The organism is Planctomycetota bacterium, from assembly GCA_035574235.1.
In the GTDB taxonomy this organism is placed as follows: Bacteria; Planctomycetota; MHYJ01; order MHYJ01; family JACPRB01; genus DATLZA01.
In genome coordinates this window covers 1-16,920 of the sequence record DATLZA010000114.1, presented here as the reverse complement: position 1 = coordinate 16,920, position 16,920 = coordinate 1, and the positions used below count along the sequence as shown (strand labels likewise).

Here is a 16,920-nt window from a genome sequence, read left to right as displayed (position 1 = left end):
ACAAATACGCTGTCGTGGAAGGGTTCGACACGCCTTACTTTCTTTCTCTCACCAAAAAGTAACATCAAGCCCCAGCGCGGTCCGATGGAACCCCAGCCCCTCCGAGGCCAGCGCCGCCGGGACTGACTCGAGCAATTTCTGTTCCCGGGAATTGAGGGTTGAAACGGGCGATCGGCCGTCCTTATAATTGGCGCCTTGGCGAGGAGGTTTTCATGACCGCCGTATGGGCAATGCTCCTGGCGCTCGGCGTCCAGGACCCCGCGGCCGACGATCCCCGCGCCCGCGAGATCGAAACGCTCCGCAAGGAGAACCGGGAGCTCCGGGAACGGCTGGAGCTTCTGGAGCAGGCCGCGCTCCGGAACGCCGAGACGATCCAGCGTCTCCGGACCGCGCTCAAGCTCCTGGAGGCCCGCGCCGAGGCGCCCGCCCCGGCAGAAGCGCCGCCCCCCTCCGCCCCGGCGAGCGCTCCCAAGGCCCCGGAAAAGACCTCCGGCCCGCGGGACGTCCTGCGCGCCAAGGTGGTCTACGTGGATCCGCAGTTCCAATGGATCTACATCGACGCCGGCAAGCCCCGCGTCCAGCCGGGCTACACCTTCGAAATCTTTCGGGACGTCTACGAAAACGGAAACCCCGAGCCCAAGCCGGTGCGCCTCGGAGCCGCGGAGTTCGAGAAGTACATCGGCCAGGAAGAGTCGATGTCCAAGCTCAAGGTGACCGAGGGCCGGGCCGAGGACATGAAAGTCCACGACGATGCCGTGGCCGTCCGCGCGCTTCCGCCGGTCGCGGCGAAGCCCTCCGCCGAGGGGACCCGGTCCGCCGAACCGTCCCGTCCGGGGATGTACCGCATCACGGGACGCGCGGGGCGCGGCGCCAACGCCGGATACACCGTCGATTACGGCTCCGCCCAGGGGGCCCGTCAATCGGACCTGCTCTACTTCTACAAGGACGGAGTTCCCGCGGCCCGGCTCCGGATCGACCGGGTGGATCGGGACTTCTGCGTGGCTCACATCGTGGACGGTTCGCTCTCCGGGCCTCCCCCCGAAATCGGCGACGAGGTGAGCGTCCGGGAGATCAAGAAGGCTTTGACGGGCCAGGTGGCCCTGAGCGACGAGAAGCGCAACCTCATCGCCGTCAATCTCCGGCGGCAGGACGGCGTCAAGCCGGGAACCCGCTGCGAAGTGCGCCGGCGCGGCCAGAAGGTCGGCACCCTCGTCCTCACGGACGTGCAGGTCTGGGGCTCCTGGGCCCGGCCGGAAGGGGAAACCCGGTTCGAGGACATCCAGCGGGGCGACTTCGTCGAGGTGATCGAGGAGAAGAAGTAGCGGCGGGCCCTACGGCTTGCGCAGTTTGGCCCGAAGGCGTTTTTCGACCTCCTTGGGCAGGAACGCGCTCACGTCCCCTCCCAGAGAGGCCGCTTCCTTGATCAGCCGCGAGCTCATGAACGAGTACTCCTCGTGGGTGAGGAGAAACGTCGTCTCGATGTCCGGCGCGAACGTCCGGTTCGTCAGCGCCATTTGGTATTCGTATTCGAAATCCGAGATCGTCCGGATCCCGCGCAGGATGACGTGCGCCTTGCGGCGGCGGACGTAATCGACCACGAGTCCGTCGAACGAATCCACCTCCACGTTCCGGAAGCCTCGGGTGACTTCCCGGATCATCTCGACCCGCTCGTCCTTGGTGAAGAGGGCCTGCTTGGCGGGGTTGTCGGCCACGGCCACGATCAGCCGGTCGAAGATCTTGGCGCCGCGGCGGATGACGTCCAGGTGCCCGTTCGTGATCGGGTCGAAGCTGCCGGGATAAACCGCGACGCTCATGGCCGTCCGACGCTCCGATAGGTGAAGCCGAGTTCCCGGACCTTCTCCGGATCGAAGAAATTGCGCCCGTCGAGGATCGTGGGATGGGCCATGACGCGCCGGACTTTGCGCAGGTCCAGCCGTCCGAATTCTTCCCATTCGGTCAGAAGAAGCGCGCAGTCGGCGCCGCGGGCGGCCTCGAGCGCGCTCCGGCAGAAGGCGACCGAGCGCCCCAGGACCCCGCGGGCTTCCCCGTTGGCCCGCGGATCGTAGGCCCGCACGCGGGCGCCGAGCCCGACCAGGCGGGAGACGACCTTGAGGGCGACCGACTCGCGCACGTCGTCCGTGTCCGGCTTGAACGAAAGCCCCCAGGCCGCAATGGTCTTTCCCTTCACGATCCACAGCTCCTGTTCCACCTTCTTGACGAAGCGGTCGCAGGCCTCCTGATTGATCCGCTGCACCTCCCGCAACAGACCGAAATCGTACCCGAGATCCCGCGCGATGGCCTCGAAGGCGGCGACATCCTTGGGAAAGCAGGACCCTCCGTATCCGATGCCGGCCCGCAGGAAGTGCGGCCCGATGCGGCGGTCCATCCCCATCCCGCGGGCCACCTCGATCACGTTGGCGCCCGCCTTCTCGCACAGAGCCGCGATCGCGTTGATGTACGAGATCTTCAGCGCCAGAAACGAGTTCGAGGCGTGCTTGATGAGCTCCGCGCTCTTGATGTCCGTCACCAGGATCGGCGCCTTGAACGGGGCGTACAGTTCCCGGAGGATCATCTCGGCGCGGCGCGTCTCGACCCCGAGCACGACGCGGTCGGGATGAAGCGTATCTTCCACGGCCGAGCCTTCCCGTAGGAACTCGGGGTTCGAAGCCACGTCGAAATCCTTGCCCCCGCGGGCGTACTTCGTGATCACCGCCTTGACGTGCTCGCCGGTCCGGACCGGCACCGTGCTGCGCTCGACGATCAGTCGATAGTCGGAAAGCGCCGCGGCGATGTCCCGCGAGACGGATTCGATGTACGTCAGGTCCGCTCCGCCGTCTCCGCGGGGAGGCGTCGGGACGCAGATGAAGATCACCTTCCCGAAGGCCGTCGCGTCGGCGTTGGAGCCGCCGAAGCGAAGGCGGCCCGCCTTCACGTTCCGGCGGACGACCTCCTCCAGGCCCGGCTCGTAGAACGGGATCCGCCCGGCGCGCAGCGCCCGGATCTTCGCGCCGTCGCTGTCCACGCAAAGAACGTGATGGCCCCGCTCCGCCAGGCAGGCGCCCGTCGGCAGGCCGACATGCCCCGTTCCGATGACCGAAACGTTCATGGCCGGCCGGCTCCGCCGGCGCCCCGGGCGGTCGCGGCGAACTTCGGAACCACCGTGACGTAGAAGCGGCGATCGTCGCGCCCGAAATCGCGCTCGACCACCGCCTGGAGGAGGAAGTCGTGATAGTCTCGGGACACCGTCAGGCTCTGGGACAAGTATTCGTCGATCTTGAAGTCGTACTGAACGGCCCCCGTCACCGACCACTTGGGGGTCAGGGACCAGCTCACCTCCGCCCCGACGGCGTCCGTGACGCCCCGGACGAACGTCTGCCGGACCGAAAGGCCCAGTCCCGCAAACGGAGTCGCCCCGGCGGACAGCTCCCGGACTTCCTCGTGGCGGGTCTCGGGATTATACTCGCCCGCCCCGCGGAACCATAAAAAACTTCGCGGCCGGAAAGCCAGATCGTAGTGGAGATTCGAAACGGAACGGCGCTCGAAGACGCCCCCCGAACCGGGGGCCAGGCCGATCCACGAGAAGGGGAATTCCAGCGTGTTCGGATTGGCGAACGTCGTGTCCCGGCGGGCCTCCGGATAATACTCCAGGGACACAACCCCTTCGAAGAATTCGAACGGCTTTCCCCTCTCGTCCTTGGTCAGGAGCCGATGGCGGACTTCGAGGGCGACCTCCTCGAACTCATCGAGCTGATCCACCTCTTCGAACGGGAAGAGCTCCGACGGGGGCACGTTCGTGTCGAACGTCCGCGCGTACCGCAGCTCCGCCTCGACCACGGTCCGCAGACCGCGCAGACCGACGGCCCGCCACGCCCAGTCCGCGTACGTCGCGTGCGCCTGGGTCACCAGCCTCCCTCCCGCCGTCCAGAGCGCCCGCGCTTCGGTTTCCCCTTGGAGGTCGTCCTCGTACACCGTCAGCCGGTTCCGCCCGAACGGGGAAAGCTGAACCGGCCCCAGATCCCACGGCATCGACAGTTCCGTCACCGTGTCCATCCGCCAGGCGCGGGCGGATTCGAGATCGAGGTCCTCGTCGAACCGTCGCCGGATGTGCACCACGTCGAAGCGCTGGGTCCAGTAAACGTTGTCGAGGATTCCTTCGAGAAAGGGATAGCTCAGAAGCGAAACGTTCACCCGGGGCAGATACTCGTTCTGGGTCTGAAAGTCGTTGAGCCGGTGGCGCTCGTACGCGTAGCCGCCCAGGATTCCGTCCACCCAGCGGAGGTAGGCCGCGGTCTCGGGTTCCTTGGATTCCTTGAATTCCTTCTCGAAGAACTCTTCGCGGAGGCTCCGGTCGGAAAGGTAGTGCGCTTCGAGCTCGTAGCGCCAGTGGGCGTCCAGATCGTGACGGTGGAAGAAGTGCGCCCGGCCGCGCTCCTTCCGCCGCAGCGGATCCTCCGCCTCCATGCGCTGGTCGAACGAAACGTCGAGGTCGCGCCCCTGATCGTGCAAAAAGTACGTGTCCAGGAAGCCGTGATAGCCCTCCCACCCGTAGCGCAGATCCAGGCCGCCGGCCCCGCCCCGTTTCTGGCGCCAGTCGGCCTCCGCCGAAAGCTCCCCCCAGACGCGGGGCTTGCCGTCCTCCCCCTGAGCCTTGAGCTTCAGGCCGAACTCGGTCAGCACGTAGTGCCCGAACCGGGAAGTCCGTCCGTACTGCACGGACCGGACGGGGATATCCTTCACCCACGGTCCCAGAATGAGTCCCGGAAGGAAGAAGATCGGCGCGCCCATGAGCTCCGGGTAGACGTCCTCGATCTGAACCTGCCAGCTCCGGTAAGGCCAGATCACCGGCCGTCCCGGACGGGGCTCGTAGCGCTCCCGCCCCACCAGGCGCGCCTCGTCGATCGAAAGATGGTAGTGGGGAATTCCGTAATTGCACGTCGTGATCGAGATGCCCTCGGCTTCGATCACCCCGTCCGCGCTCATGCGCGCCTCGCGCGCGGCGACGTAGAAAATCTGGTTGCGCAGCGTCTCGCTGGTGCCCTGAAGCCGCAAATCCACGATGTAGGCCCGGTTGCGGGCGAAGTTGAAGTACAGTCGCTCCGCGCGCATGCGCTGGGTGCCCTGGCGGAGAATCACGTTGCCCTCGGCGTAGACCTCCTCGAGGGTCCCCTGGCGGACCCAGGCGAGGGCGCGCGCCGCGGTCATTTCGATGTCGCCGCGGCGGACCCGGACCTGACCGGTCAGAAAGAGCGCGTCGCGCCCCTCCTCGGTCCAGTGGACGATCTCCTCGCCGGCCCACACGTCCAGGCGCCCCTCCTGAGCCCGCGCCCCCGGATCGGCCTCCTGGGCGCGGAGCCCCCCGAGGGGCGCCAGAAGCGCCGCCGCCAGACCGAGCCGCGCCCGGCCCGTCCCCCTCACCGGATCTCCTCCATCTCCGCCCACGTGCCGCCCGCCGCGACGTCCACCCGGAGCGGAACCCGCAGCGGGTGGACCCGCTCCATCTCCTCCCGCACCAGGCGCCCCGCCTCCGCCGCGCGCTCCGCCGGAGCCTCGAGCACCAGCTCGTCGTGCACCTGCAGGATGAGGAACGCCCCCGTCCCGCGAAGCCGGCGCTCGACCTGGATCATCGCCTTCTTCATGAGATCCGCGGCCGTGCCCTGAACCGGCGCGTTGACGGCCACCCGCTCGGCCTGTCCCCGGATCGTGCGGTTCCGCGACCGAAGCTCGGGAACGTACCGCCGACGGCCGAAGAGGGTGCGGACGTATCCCTGCCGCTCCGCCTCCGCCAGCGTCCCGTCCAGCCACGCGCGCACCCCCGGGTAGCGCGCGAAGTAGCGGTCGATGTATTCCTGCGCCAGCCGCGCGTCGATCCCCAGCCGCTGAGCCAGACCGAAGGCGCTCATTCCGTAGATGATGCCGAAGTTGATCGCCTTGGCGCGCCGGCGCGCCTCGGGATCGGAGGTCCCGAAGATCTCCTCGGCGGTCGCCGCGTGAACGTCGCGCCCCTCGTGGAAGGCTGCCGACAGGCGGGGATCCTCCGAAAGATGCGCCAGGAGACGAAGCTCGATCTGCGAGTAATCCGCCCCCACGAGCTTCCGCCCGGGCTCCGGCACGAACCCCTTGCGGATGAGCCGGCCTTCCGCGGTGCGGACGGGAATGTTCTGGAGGTTCGGCTCGCTCGAGGAAAGCCGGCCCGTGGCGGCGACCGCCTGATTGTAGGAGGTGTGGATCCGGCCCGTCTCCGGATGGACGAGCCCCGGAAGCGCGTCGATGTAGGTGCTCTTGAGCTTGGCCAGCGCCCGGTACTCGAGAATCCGCGCCGGCAGCTCGTGCTCCGCGGCCAGCTTCTCGAGCACCGCCACGTCCGTCGAGAAGCCCGTTTTCGTCCGCCGCCCGCGGGCCAGCTTCAGCTTCTCGAAAAGAATCCGCTGGAGCTGCCGCGGCGAATCGAGGTTGAATTCCTCGCCCGCCAAGCGGAACGCCTCGCGGGAGATCTCGAACAGCCGCTTCTCGAACTCCCGCGAAAGGGACGCGAAGTAGGCGGGGTCGATCCGGACCCCGTTGCGCTCCAGCTCCACGAGCACGCCGATCAGGGGAAGCTCGATCTCCTCCAGAAGCGGCCCCATGCCGTCTTCCCGGACCTTGCGCTCGAGGATCGGCGTCAGCCGGAAGGCCAGGTCGGCGTCCTCGGCGCTGTAGTCGCGGGCCCGCTCCACGGGCACCTGATCGAACGTGAGCTGCCCCTTTCCCCGGCCCACGAGGTCCTCAAAAAGGAGCTTGTCGTGGCCCAGGAAGCGGCGCGCCAGCGTCTCCAGGTTGAACGGCCCCTGATCGGGATTGACCAGATACGCCCCGACCATGGTGTCGAAGACGATCGGCGCCAGCTCCACGCCGTGCCGCCGCAGCACGAGCGCGTCGAACTTGAGATTCTGGCCGATCTTGCCCACCGAGGGATCCTGGAGGATCGGCCGCAGCGCCTCCAGGACCTCCTCCAGCGCCCGCTGCGGCGGCGCGCCGAGGTACGTGTGGCCGACCGGCACGTAGGCGGCCTCCCCCTCCCGGGCGCACAGCGAGATCCCCACGATGCGCGCGCGCATCGGGTCGGGCGACGTCGTTTCGAGATCCACCGAGAGGCGCGGCACCCCCCGGAGCGAAGCCGCCAGCGCCTCCAGCTCCTCCCGCGTCAGGATCAGCCGGTACCCCTCCGAGGGCGCCGCCCGGCGCCTCGGCGCCTCGGCCTCGAGTTCTCGCAGGAAGCGGTGAAACTCCAGCTCCGTGAAGATTTCGATGAGGGCCGCGCGGTCGGGATCGCGCCGCGCGAAGCGGGCCGGATCGAAGGGAAGGTCGAGATCGCACCGGATGGCGGCGAGCTTCTTGGACAGGAGCGCCTGCTCCCGCTCGGCCTCCAGAAGCGCCCGGACGCGGGGCTTCACGCGATCGAGATTCGCCAGAATCCCCTCGACCGAGCCGAACTCGCGGACGAGCTGGGCCGCCGTCTTCGGGCCGATCCCGCGCACCCCCGGGATGTTGTCGCTGGAGTCCCCTTCGAGCGCCAGAACGTCCACCACCCGTTCCGGCGGAACTCCGAACCGTTCGACGACCTCGTCGATGCCGATGCGGAGCTGTTTGAAGTCGTCGTACAGGAGGATTCCCGGCCCGGGATCCCCGGCCCGCTTGGTCACCAGCTGCATGAAGTCCTTGTCCCCGGTGATGAGGACCACCTCGTGCCCCGCGGCGGCCGCCCGCCGCGCCAGCGTGCCGATCACGTCGTCCGCCTCGACGCCGGAGACCTCCAGCGTCTCGACGTTGAAGGCGCGGGCGATCCGGCGCAGATACGGCTGCTGGCGGACGAGGTCTTCCGGCGTCGCCTGCCGGGTCGCCTTGTAGTCGCGGTAGATCTCTTCGCGAAAGGTGGCTCCCGGGGCGTCGAAGACCAGGCCCACGAGCTCGGGTTTTTCGGTCCGCAACACGTGCCAGAGCATGCTCGTGAAGCCGAAGGCCGCGTTCGTGGGCAGTCCCTTGGACGTGGTCAGCCCGCGCACGCCGAAGAACGCCCGGTACGCGTAGGAGGAGGCGTCGATGAGGTACAGGCGGGGCGCCATGCGCGGGTGACTTTATCACAAAGCCCGGCGGCTGAACAGGAACCGAATCAGGAACCCCGATCCCGAAGGCGCGCGCCCCGGGCTCCCTCCCGAACACGGGCCTCCGCCCGGCGCCTCGCCGTCTTCAAGCGCGCGAAGATGGGGCCTTGAACTCGCGGAAGGGTTTCCCTATAATCCGCCCCGTTCGTCGCCGCGATCCAAGACGTTGCGGGGTGGGGAGGGCGCATTCCTGCGCGACGCCTCCCGTCGCTCTTTTCGAAGCAGTACCAAAGTCGTCGGACCGTTTCTCGGTGCCCTATTCCCCGGAGGGGTCATGGACCCGAAAGTCATCCTGGAAACGGTACTTCACAGGGAAGAGATCACGGCCATCGAGGCCCTCATGCTCATGAGGGAGGATACGAAGATCCTCCCCGAGCTGATGCGCGTCGCCGACACGCTCAGCCAGAGGCTCCACCGCAACGTCGTCACCTTCGTCCGCAGCAAGCAGGTCTACTACACCAACATCTGCCGCGCGGAATGTTCCTTCTGCTCCTTCTACCGGCGCAAGGGACAGAAGAGCGCCTTCACCCTCTCCCCCGCCGACGTCGTCCGGCAGATCCGCGACGCCGGCCCCGTCCGCCAGGTCGTCCTTCAGGGCGGCCTCAATCCGGACCTGAACCTGAACTATCACCTCGACGTCCTGCGCGCCGTCCGCGACGCGTTCCCCCAGATCCATATTCACGGCTACTCGCCGTCCGAAATCCATTTCCTGGCCAAGCGCACCCGCACCGCCCCGCAGGAGATCCTCCGGAAGTTCCGCGAGGCCGGCCTGGACTCCCTCTCCGGCGACTCCGCCGACATCCTCAACGACAAGGTGCGCAAGAAGATCTGCTCCGACAAGCTGCGCACCTCGGACTGGGCGGACATCGTCCGCACCGCCCATCGCCTGGGAATCTCTTCCACGGCCACGATTCTTTTCGGACACGTCGAAGACGAGATCTACGTCTGCGAGCATCTGGAGATCATCAAGAACATCCAGCGCGAAACCGGCGGCTTCACCGCCTTCGAGCCGCTCGCGTTCGTTCCCAACGGCACCGACCTGGCCCGCGCCCACAAGATCCGCCAGCCCGCCCCCGCCGACCGCGTCCTGCAGATGTTCGCCGTCGCCCGCATCTACTTCAACCGCCTCATCCGGAACATCCAGGTGGACTGGACCAAGATCGGGCTGGATCTGGCCGTGCGGTGCCTCGGGGCCGGGGCCAACGACCTGGGCGCGCTGACGTACGATCCGTGCGAGATCCGGCTGCCCGAGGTGAACGGCCGTGGCGGCGTTCCCGTCCCGACCGTGCGGACCGCCCTCCAGAAGGCCGGCCGCGTGCTGACCGAACGGGAACCGTACGCGATCAAGACGCTCGGCGCCGCGCCCGCCCGCCGCAAAGAGGAACTCGTCCTCGCCTGATCAGACGGCGGGCTCCAGAAGCGCGTGCGCGAACGCGAACGGATCGAGCGCCCCGGCAACCTCCTCCGCCAGCGAAGGGCCGAAAAGGCAGGCGTAGTACAGCGGGGTGAAGACGCGCTCCTGAAGTTTCCCCCCCGGTAAGACGTGCGTGACGAGCTTCGCCCACTGACCCCGGCCCGTCGTTTCCTGCCGCGCCTGCTCCTCGCGCACCCGTTCGGCCAGCGCCGCCAGCGCTTCCTGGATCTTCGCCGCCGTCCGTTCCCGCGCCCGCCCCATCGCCGGCAGCGCGGCGAGCGCCCCCAGGCGCCGGTCCACCTCCTCGAGGAAACGGACCCCCAGGCGCTCCAGCTCCCCCGGCACGTCCGGAACCTCCGGCCCCAGGAACCGAGGCAAGAGAGCGGTTCCGTCCGCGAAAAGCTCCGCGTCCGTCAGGCCCGCCTTCTCGATGAGCCGCGCGATCTTAGGCTCCAGGATCGTTCCGGTGGCGCGCGGAAAGACCACGGGCGGCTCGATCTCCAGCGCCCGGTAGGCCGGAAGGAGCGCCGCCTGGTAGCCCACCTCGCCGGGCCCGCCCACGTACGCGCACGTGGGCAGCACGACGTCCTGAACGAGCGGCCGAAGCGCCACGCCCGCCGAAAGCCGCCCCGACGGCCGCCCTCGCCCCTCCCACCGGAAGCGCCGCCCGGCCCGGATCTCGAAAAGATCCAGCCCCACCTCCCGGCCCAGCTGATCCTCGAACCCCGCCGCCCGGACCGCCGCGCGCCCCTCCTCGACCGCGCGCGAAAACCGTCCCGGATCGGCCAGATGGCGTTCGAAAAGCTCCGCCTGACGGCGGCCTTCCAGATGACGAGGCTCCACGACCACCAGCGCCCGGCGCCCCAGAAGACCCCACAGGGTCCTCGAGAAACACTCCGCCACGCTTCCCCGGTGCGCCTCGCGTATCAAGCCTTCCAGCCACGGGCGGAACTCCGTGGACGGAAGAGCTTCCGCGAGCACCGCGCCGAACATGCGCAGCGCTTCGTCCGAACCCTCCTCGAAGAGCGTCGCCTGCGGATCCTCCGGCGGCGGCAACGGCACCTCCCGCACGCGGTTCTCCCGATCCGGGAAAGCCGACCCCAGACCCGGCCGCCGCACGTCGTCGGAATGGTTCCAGAACACCGCCACGCAGGGAACCCCCCGGGACTCGATCGCTTCGGCCAGACGAATCGCGGTGGCCGCCTTGTAGAGATTGTAGAGAGGCCCGCCGCCCGGCGACGGCTGCTGGCCGGTGACCACGGCCGCCGCGCCCCGCCCCAGTTTCTCGAGCGCCTCCCGCGCTTCGGCCGGAGCCCCCAGCCCCCGGTGGTATTCCCGCAGGACGTCCAGGACCTCCCGCTCAAGCCCCTTCCCCGCGGCCTGACGCGCCCGCGCCACCAGAACGTCCGGATCCCGATAGCGGTGGGCAAAAAGCGCGGAGGCCCGCCCGTCGTCCCGGAGGTAGGAGACGAAAAGGGACGGATAGCGCGCGCTCAGGAGGTCGTAGCCGACGAACCGCGTCTTCAGGCGCCGTGCATGGTAGGCGCGGCCGGCGCGCTTGTCAATTTCCCCGGGCCCTGCTAGAATCGAAGCCGTTCCATGAGCATCTCCGCGGCGCTCCTCCTTTGCGCGTTCGCCGCCCCGGCCGACGAGGTGGAGCTGACCACGGGCGCGGTCGTCGAAGGCCGCGTCGAAGATCTGGGCGATTCCATCCGCGTCACCCGCCCCGGGCTCTCCATCGTCTATCCCAAGCACATGGTCCGCCGCGTCACGCCCAAGAAGACCGACGAAGAGGTCTACCAGGAGCGCTCGCGCTCCCTCGGCGAAAAGGATCTCGAGGGGCGGCTGTCCCTGGCCCGCTGGTGCCTTCAGAAAAAGCTTCCCGCGCAGGCCGCCCAGGAATACCGGAAAATCCTGGCGCTCGACCCCGAGCACGAGGAAGCCCGCACGGCGCTCGGGTACCGGCGCCATGAGGGCCGGTGGGTGACCGAGGACGAGTACCACGAAGCCCGCGGCCTGGTCCGCCACAAGGGCCGCTGGATGACCCCGGAGGAGAAAGCGCTGGACGTCGCGCTCGAGGAACAGAAGGAGCTCGACCGCCGGATCTCCGAACAGGTCCGGAATCTCCTGGATCGGACCCGTTCCTCGGACGAAAAGGCGCGCCTCGAGGCCATCGAAGCCCTCGCCCGCATCGACGACCGTTACAAGGCGAAATTCTACCTGGCCGCCCTGACCAGCCCCTCCCGGCACACGCGCCGGTTCGTCTATGAGGAACTGGGCCGCATGAAGGAGCCGGCGGCGGCGCGGCCGCTGGCGCGGCGGGCGCTCTGGGACGAGGACGAGGACCTCCGACCGGTGGCTCTGGCGGCGCTCCGCGCGATCGCCCACCCGGACACGGCGCTCTACTTCGTTCCCTTCCTGGGAGAAGAATCCGTAAGCGCCCGCCTCCGGTGCCTGGAGGCGATGACCGCCTTTCCCGACCGCCGGGCGGCGCCCTACCTCGTGCAGGCGCTCGAAAATTCGATCGAAATGATCCAGCAGGCGGAATCCCTTCAGCCCCTGACGGTCATCGTCCAGAAAACCATGGTGCTGCGCGACGGGACCGTGGTCCGGCTGCCGCAGGTCCGGCGGATCCCCCGGGACGGAGGGGCCGACCGCGAACTCCTGGCGCGGCTGCGGGAGGAAAAGGCGGCCGTCGCGACCGCGCTCCGGGCGGCCACCGGACAGGACTTCGGCGAGGATCCGGCCCGCTGGCGCGCCTGGCTCCAGAAATCCGGCAAGGACTGATCATGAAGGTGCTCATCGTCGGCAGCGGCGGGCGCGAACACGCGCTCGCCTGGAAAATCGCCCGCTCCCCCCTCGTCCGCAAGGTGTACGCCGCTCCCGGAAACGCGGGAATCGCACGCCTCGCCGAGTGCGTGGACATCACGCCGGACAACGTGGAGGGGCTCCTCGAGTTCGCCCGCAAGGAGGCGATCGACCTGACGGTCGTGGGCCCCGAGGGGCCGCTCTGCAAGGGCCTCGTCAACCTCTTCCAGGAACACGGCCTGCGCGCCTTCGGCCCCACCCGGGAGGCGGCCGAGCTCGAGGGCAGCAAGGTTTTCTGCAAGAACCTCCTGCGGCGCTATGGAATCCCCACGCCCAACTACCGGGTCTTCACGCAGGCCAAGGCGGCCCTGCAGTTCGTGAAGTCCTCTCCCTACCCCCTCGTCGTCAAGGCGGACGGCCTGGCGGGCGGCAAGGGCGCCGTCATCTGCCACTCGGAAAGCGAGGCGGTCGTGGCCGTCGAGGCCATGATGGAAAAGAAAGTCTTCGGCAAGGCCGGCGAGCAGGTGGTCGTCGAGGAGTTCCTCAACGGCGTGGAGGCGTCGGTCATGGCCTTCACGGACGGCCGCTCGATCGCCCCCCTTCAGAGCACCCAGGACCACAAGCGCGTCTACGACGGGGATCGGGGTCCGAACACGGGAGGCATGGGCGCCTACACGCCCGCCCCCGTCGCCGGCGAGCGGGACTACTCGCGCGTCATCCGCGAGGTGCTCGTTCCGATCGTCCACGCGATGAACAAGGAGCAGCGGCGGTTCAAGGGCGTTCTCTACGCGGGCATCATGTTCACCAAGAGCGGCCCGAAGGTGCTCGAGTTCAACGTGCGCTTCGGCGATCCCGAATGCCAACCCCTCATGATGGCGCTCAAGAGCGACCTCGTTCCCGTTCTTCTGGCGACGATCGACGAGAAACTCGACCAGGCGGAGCTGGAATGGGACCCGCGCCCCGCCGTCTGCGTCGTTATGGCCTCCGGCGGGTATCCCGGGAACTACGAAACGGGGTACGAGATTACGGGAATCGAAGAGGCGGAGGCCACGGGGGCGGTCGTCTTCCACGCCGGAACGGCGCTCAAGGACGGCAAGCTCGTCACCGCCGGCGGGCGCGTCCTGGGGGTGACCGCCCAGGGGGAAACCCTCAAGCGCGCCCAGGAAAACGCCTACGCGGCCGTCCGCAAGATCCAGTTCAAGGCCTCTCACTACCGCACGGACATCGGCGCCAAGGGCCTGGCGGCCCTCGGACAGGACGCCTGAAGGCGCGGACCCGGACCATGACGCGCCTCCCCGCCGACTGCGAACGTCCCCTCCTGGAGCGGTTTCTCCGCGCGGAGGCGATGGCGCTCTGGGCCGTGCGGGCCGCCCAGGTCATGCGCCCCGCGGGCCCTTCTCCCCGCGCGGCCGTTCCGCCCCACGCGCTCGAATTCCTGCGCCGCCACGAGGAAGAAGAGGGACGGCACCTCAGGGAATTCGAGGCGCTTACGGGGGTGCGGGCCCGCCAGAAGGAAGCCCCCCCGCGCGTGCCCGGCCAATGGCACGCCCTGGCCGTGCAGCTCTACGGATACGAAGCGCTCGGACTGGAGTTCGCGCGCCTGCTCGTCTCCGTGCGGCCGGACCTGGGGCATATCGCGGCCGACGAGGAAACCCACGTGGGTTTCTTCGAACGGGAAGTCCGTGCGATTCTCGACGCCGGCGGCGGGTCCGCCCGCGGGGCGCGCGAGTTCGCCCGCGCGTTCCTCCGCCGCCTGCCGAAGACCGTCGGGCGTTACCTCCAGGGTCCCGAACTGGCGCCTCATCGGGAGGAGCTGGCCCGCCGGATCCTGGAAGCGATCGAATCGCGCTTCGCGGCGACCGGGCTCCTGAGCGGGACGGTCACGCCCGCCCGTACATGACCGCCCGGTTCTTCCCCGAACGCTTGCTCGCGTAGAGCGCTTCGTCCGCCCGCCGCAGGAGCTCCCCCGCCCCGGAGGCGTCGTCCGGAAAAACCGCTCCGCCCACCGAGACCGACACGCGCAGGGATCGGCCGTTCCACGGCACCGCGGCCCCGCCGAGCGCCGCCACCAGGCGCCGCGCGGTTCCCAACGCCCCCTCGCGGCCCGCCCCGGGCAGCAGGATTTCGAATTCGTCTCCGCCGAACCGCGCCACCGTGGGCCGCGCCACGAGGTCCGACGCCCGCACCGTGCCCGCCAGCGTCCGCGCCACGTGGCGCAGAACCTCGTTGCCCGCGTCGTGGCCGTACGTGTCGTTGATGCTCTTGAAATCGTCCAGGTCCAGCATCAGGACCCCGAACCGGCGGCCTTCGCGCCGGGCCCGCTCCAGCTCGCGCTCCACCCGGCGCCGGAAGGCGGCATGGTTGTAGAGCTTCGTCAGCCGGTCCAGGGAAGATTGGCGTCGCAGCAGATCCTTCTCCACCGCGATGGCCGCGTGTTCCGCCAGGATCTCGGCCACCTCCACCTGGCGGGGGCCGAAAGCGCCGATGATTTCCGAGTTGTCCAGGTAGAAGACGCCCGCCGTCTTTCCCGCCACCCGCAGGGGCAGGCACAGGACCGACAGGAGGTCCAGCGCATGGACGCTGTCGACGAGCCGGAAGGCGGGATCCGTCCGGATGTTGGAGCAGACCACCCGGCGGCCGCCGACGCGGGCCGCCTTGAGCACGGTCCGGGAGATCCTGAGCTCCGCCCGCCCGAGGTCCCGCCCGGAGCGGTCCCGCGCGATCTTGACCTTGTACTTGCCGTCGCGGAACACCAGGAAGCAACCCCGCCGGGCGTTGCAGGCCTCGATCATCGTGTCCAGGATCCGCTCAAGCGCGTCCCGGAGCCTCACCTCGACGCCCGCCTTGCGGACGACCTCCAGGACGGGCCGAAGGCGGCCCAGCGTGGCCTCGTCCAGGGACAGCCTCTCGCGCGATCCCATCGGCATGCGGCCCACCCCTCCCGACCGATCCGCCCGAATTATAGCACCTCCGCGGGACCCGCCCCGGACCCGCCGCTCGAGGACGAGCCCAATAACATTTCCGGACGGAACGAATCCTTGAGGTGAGGGGCGCTCCCTTCCGCCGAACGTCGACGTGTGCGGCATGGATGGACCGTGTTCTCGAATCATGAGGAGATGAACCGATGACGAACCGAACCTTCGGCGTCGCGTGGGTCCTCGGCGTGACGCTCCTGGCCGCGGCGGCCTGGGCTCAGGCCGATCCCCAGCAGCCGGGGCAGCAACCCATGGGCGACGCGGACTTGAAGGCGGCGGAACAGGCGATCCAGGCGGGCGACTGGGACAAGGCCTCGCAGGCCGCGGATCGCGTCTACAAAGCCGTCACCGCCGAGACCCGCGACACGGGCAAGGCCTCGCCCGAGTGCACCACGGCGGCCAGCGACCTGCGCTCCGCGGTTTCGTCCCGGAGCCGGGACAAGGCGATGGACGCCATCAGCCGTCTGCGGACGCACTGCCCTCAGTTCAAGGGGGCGGGCGGAGGCGCCCCGCCGCGCGCGCCGAGCGATCGCTAGCCGTGCGAACGCTCTTCCCGGGGCCCTGGGGTTCCCAGGGCTCCCCAAGAGCGCTCGCCGGCCCTCAGAGCCGGAACGCGCGGATCCCCGGCGGATCTCCCCCGAGCTCCAGAAGCTCCGCCCGCGGAACCAGGCGCCTCATGTGTCCCACGAGGTCGTGCCGAAAGCAGTGAGGCGTCTCCGTCGCCGCGCTTTCCGGTCCCGCATCGGCGTGCGTCTGTTCCAGGAGGAGGACGAAACGGCGGGCCGCCCGAACCGCCTCCTCGAGCGCCGGCGCCACGGGCGGAGGAACGTGAATGAGCACCTGGGCGAAAAGCACCGCGTCCACGGACTTCGCCCGCACCGGCAACATCTTGGCGGTGGCCTGCGCGACCGCGAAGCCCCGGGAGCGGGCCCGCCGCAGCTGGGAGAAGCTGAAATCCATCCCCCAGACGGCCGGCCCCCCTCCCTCCCGCAGGAGCTCCAGGTTCCGGCCGGGGCCGCAGCCCACTTCGAGAACCGACCCCACGCCCTCCCGTCTCAGAAAGTCCGAGACGATCCCCAGCGTCCGGCGCGCCGGCTCCAGCCAGGCCGCCGAGAACGCCTCCTTCTCGTAGCCCTCCCCTCCCCGTTCCTCCCAATACCGCCGGCTTTCGGCGTCCGTTTGCGGCCGACGTCCCCGCAGCCAACCGCGCAGGCGATCGAGCAATCCGATCCGGTCCGGCGGAAGTTTCCAGCCGCCCTCGGCGCGGATGTACCACACCTGCCGGATGCGCCGCAGGAGGTCCTCGCGCCGCGCGCGCCGCGAGAGATCCGCCGGAAGCGCCCGATCCAGCTTGTATCCGCCGACCCCTTCGACGAGAGGTCCGCGATAAGGCTTCAGTTCGTCTTCCAGGTCCATCGGAACGGATTCCGCCTATTATATCGCCTCATCGCGCCGTCCCCCGCAGGTCGAAAAACAGGAACCCGTCCCGCTCCAGCGCGCCGTATCGCGATTTCAGGAATTCCACCAGGGGCGTCGGTTCCCCCGCCGTCTCCATGAGCAGCTCGCGGCGGGCCCGCCGCGGGAA

General features: G+C 68.8%; 13 protein-coding genes. 6 read left to right on the top strand and 7 right to left on the bottom strand.

Annotated features, from left to right (window positions below; translation table 11 throughout):
- Positions 1–212 precede the first annotated feature (212 nt).
- On the top strand, positions 213–1,322 hold the full coding sequence (locus VNO22_10460) for a hypothetical protein (GenBank protein HXG61789.1): 1,110 nt from the start codon (positions 213–215) through the stop codon (positions 1,320–1,322).
- A gap of 9 nt (positions 1,323–1,331) precedes the next feature.
- On the opposite strand, the gene coaD is transcribed toward VNO22_10460, so the two are convergent.
- From coaD to polA, 4 genes are read right to left on the bottom strand one after another with little or no spacing between them, the layout of a single operon-like run.
- Positions 1,332–1,814, bottom strand: coding sequence for a pantetheine-phosphate adenylyltransferase (gene coaD / locus VNO22_10455; protein ID HXG61788.1), 483 nt, complete (start codon positions 1,812–1,814; stop codon positions 1,332–1,334).
- Positions 1,811–3,106, bottom strand: coding sequence for a UDP-glucose/GDP-mannose dehydrogenase family protein (locus VNO22_10450; GenBank protein HXG61787.1), 1,296 nt, complete (start codon positions 3,104–3,106; stop codon positions 1,811–1,813). Before VNO22_10450 ends, coaD begins: the two co-directional genes overlap by 4 nt.
- Positions 3,103–5,415 (bottom strand): hypothetical protein, encoded by a 2,313-nt coding sequence (locus VNO22_10445; GenBank protein ID HXG61786.1) that lies wholly within the window; start codon positions 5,413–5,415, stop codon positions 3,103–3,105. The genes VNO22_10450 and VNO22_10445 overlap by 4 nt, the downstream gene beginning before the upstream one ends.
- A complete protein-coding gene (polA, locus tag VNO22_10440; protein HXG61785.1) occupies positions 5,412–8,099 on the bottom strand; it encodes a DNA polymerase I in 2,688 nt (895 codons plus the stop codon). The genes VNO22_10445 and polA overlap by 4 nt, the downstream gene beginning before the upstream one ends.
- Positions 8,100–8,412: 313 nt before the next feature.
- Between polA and VNO22_10435 the strand changes: the two genes are divergently transcribed.
- Positions 8,413–9,537 carry a CofH family radical SAM protein gene (locus tag VNO22_10435; protein HXG61784.1) on the top strand — a complete coding sequence of 375 codons (1,125 nt, stop codon included), beginning with the start codon at positions 8,413–8,415 and terminating at the stop codon, positions 9,535–9,537.
- On the opposite strand, the gene bshC is transcribed toward VNO22_10435, so the two are convergent.
- Positions 9,538–11,049: a bacillithiol biosynthesis BshC gene (gene bshC / locus VNO22_10430; GenBank protein HXG61783.1), complete on the bottom strand. Its 1,512-nt coding sequence runs from the start codon at positions 11,047–11,049 to the stop codon at positions 9,538–9,540.
- A gap of 102 nt (positions 11,050–11,151) precedes the next feature.
- Between bshC and VNO22_10425 the strand changes: the two genes are divergently transcribed.
- From VNO22_10425 to VNO22_10415, 3 genes are read left to right on the top strand one after another with little or no spacing between them, the layout of a single operon-like run.
- Positions 11,152–12,339: a HEAT repeat domain-containing protein gene (locus tag VNO22_10425; GenBank protein HXG61782.1), complete on the top strand. Its 1,188-nt coding sequence runs from the start codon at positions 11,152–11,154 to the stop codon at positions 12,337–12,339.
- Positions 12,340–12,341: 2 nt separating this feature from the next.
- Positions 12,342–13,625, top strand: a complete 1,284-nt coding sequence (gene purD / locus VNO22_10420; protein ID HXG61781.1) for a phosphoribosylamine--glycine ligase — start codon at positions 12,342–12,344, stop codon at positions 13,623–13,625.
- Between the two features lie 17 nt (positions 13,626–13,642).
- Positions 13,643–14,260: a hypothetical protein gene (locus VNO22_10415; protein ID HXG61780.1), complete on the top strand. Its 618-nt coding sequence runs from the start codon at positions 13,643–13,645 to the stop codon at positions 14,258–14,260.
- On the opposite strand, the gene VNO22_10410 is transcribed toward VNO22_10415, so the two are convergent.
- On the bottom strand, positions 14,241–15,287 hold the full coding sequence (locus VNO22_10410) for a sensor domain-containing diguanylate cyclase (GenBank protein ID HXG61779.1): 1,047 nt from the start codon (positions 15,285–15,287) through the stop codon (positions 14,241–14,243). The genes VNO22_10415 and VNO22_10410 overlap by 20 nt on opposite strands.
- Positions 15,288–15,484: 197 nt before the next feature.
- On the opposite strand from VNO22_10410, the gene VNO22_10405 reads away from it, so the two are divergent.
- Entirely contained in the window at positions 15,485–15,871 is a 387-nt protein-coding gene (locus VNO22_10405) for a hypothetical protein (protein ID HXG61778.1), read from the top strand.
- A gap of 64 nt (positions 15,872–15,935) precedes the next feature.
- Here the strand turns inward: VNO22_10405 and VNO22_10400 are convergent, their stop codons facing one another.
- Entirely contained in the window at positions 15,936–16,751 is an 816-nt protein-coding gene (locus VNO22_10400; GenBank protein ID HXG61777.1) for a class I SAM-dependent methyltransferase, read from the bottom strand.
- Between the last annotated feature and the right edge of the window lie 169 nt (positions 16,752–16,920).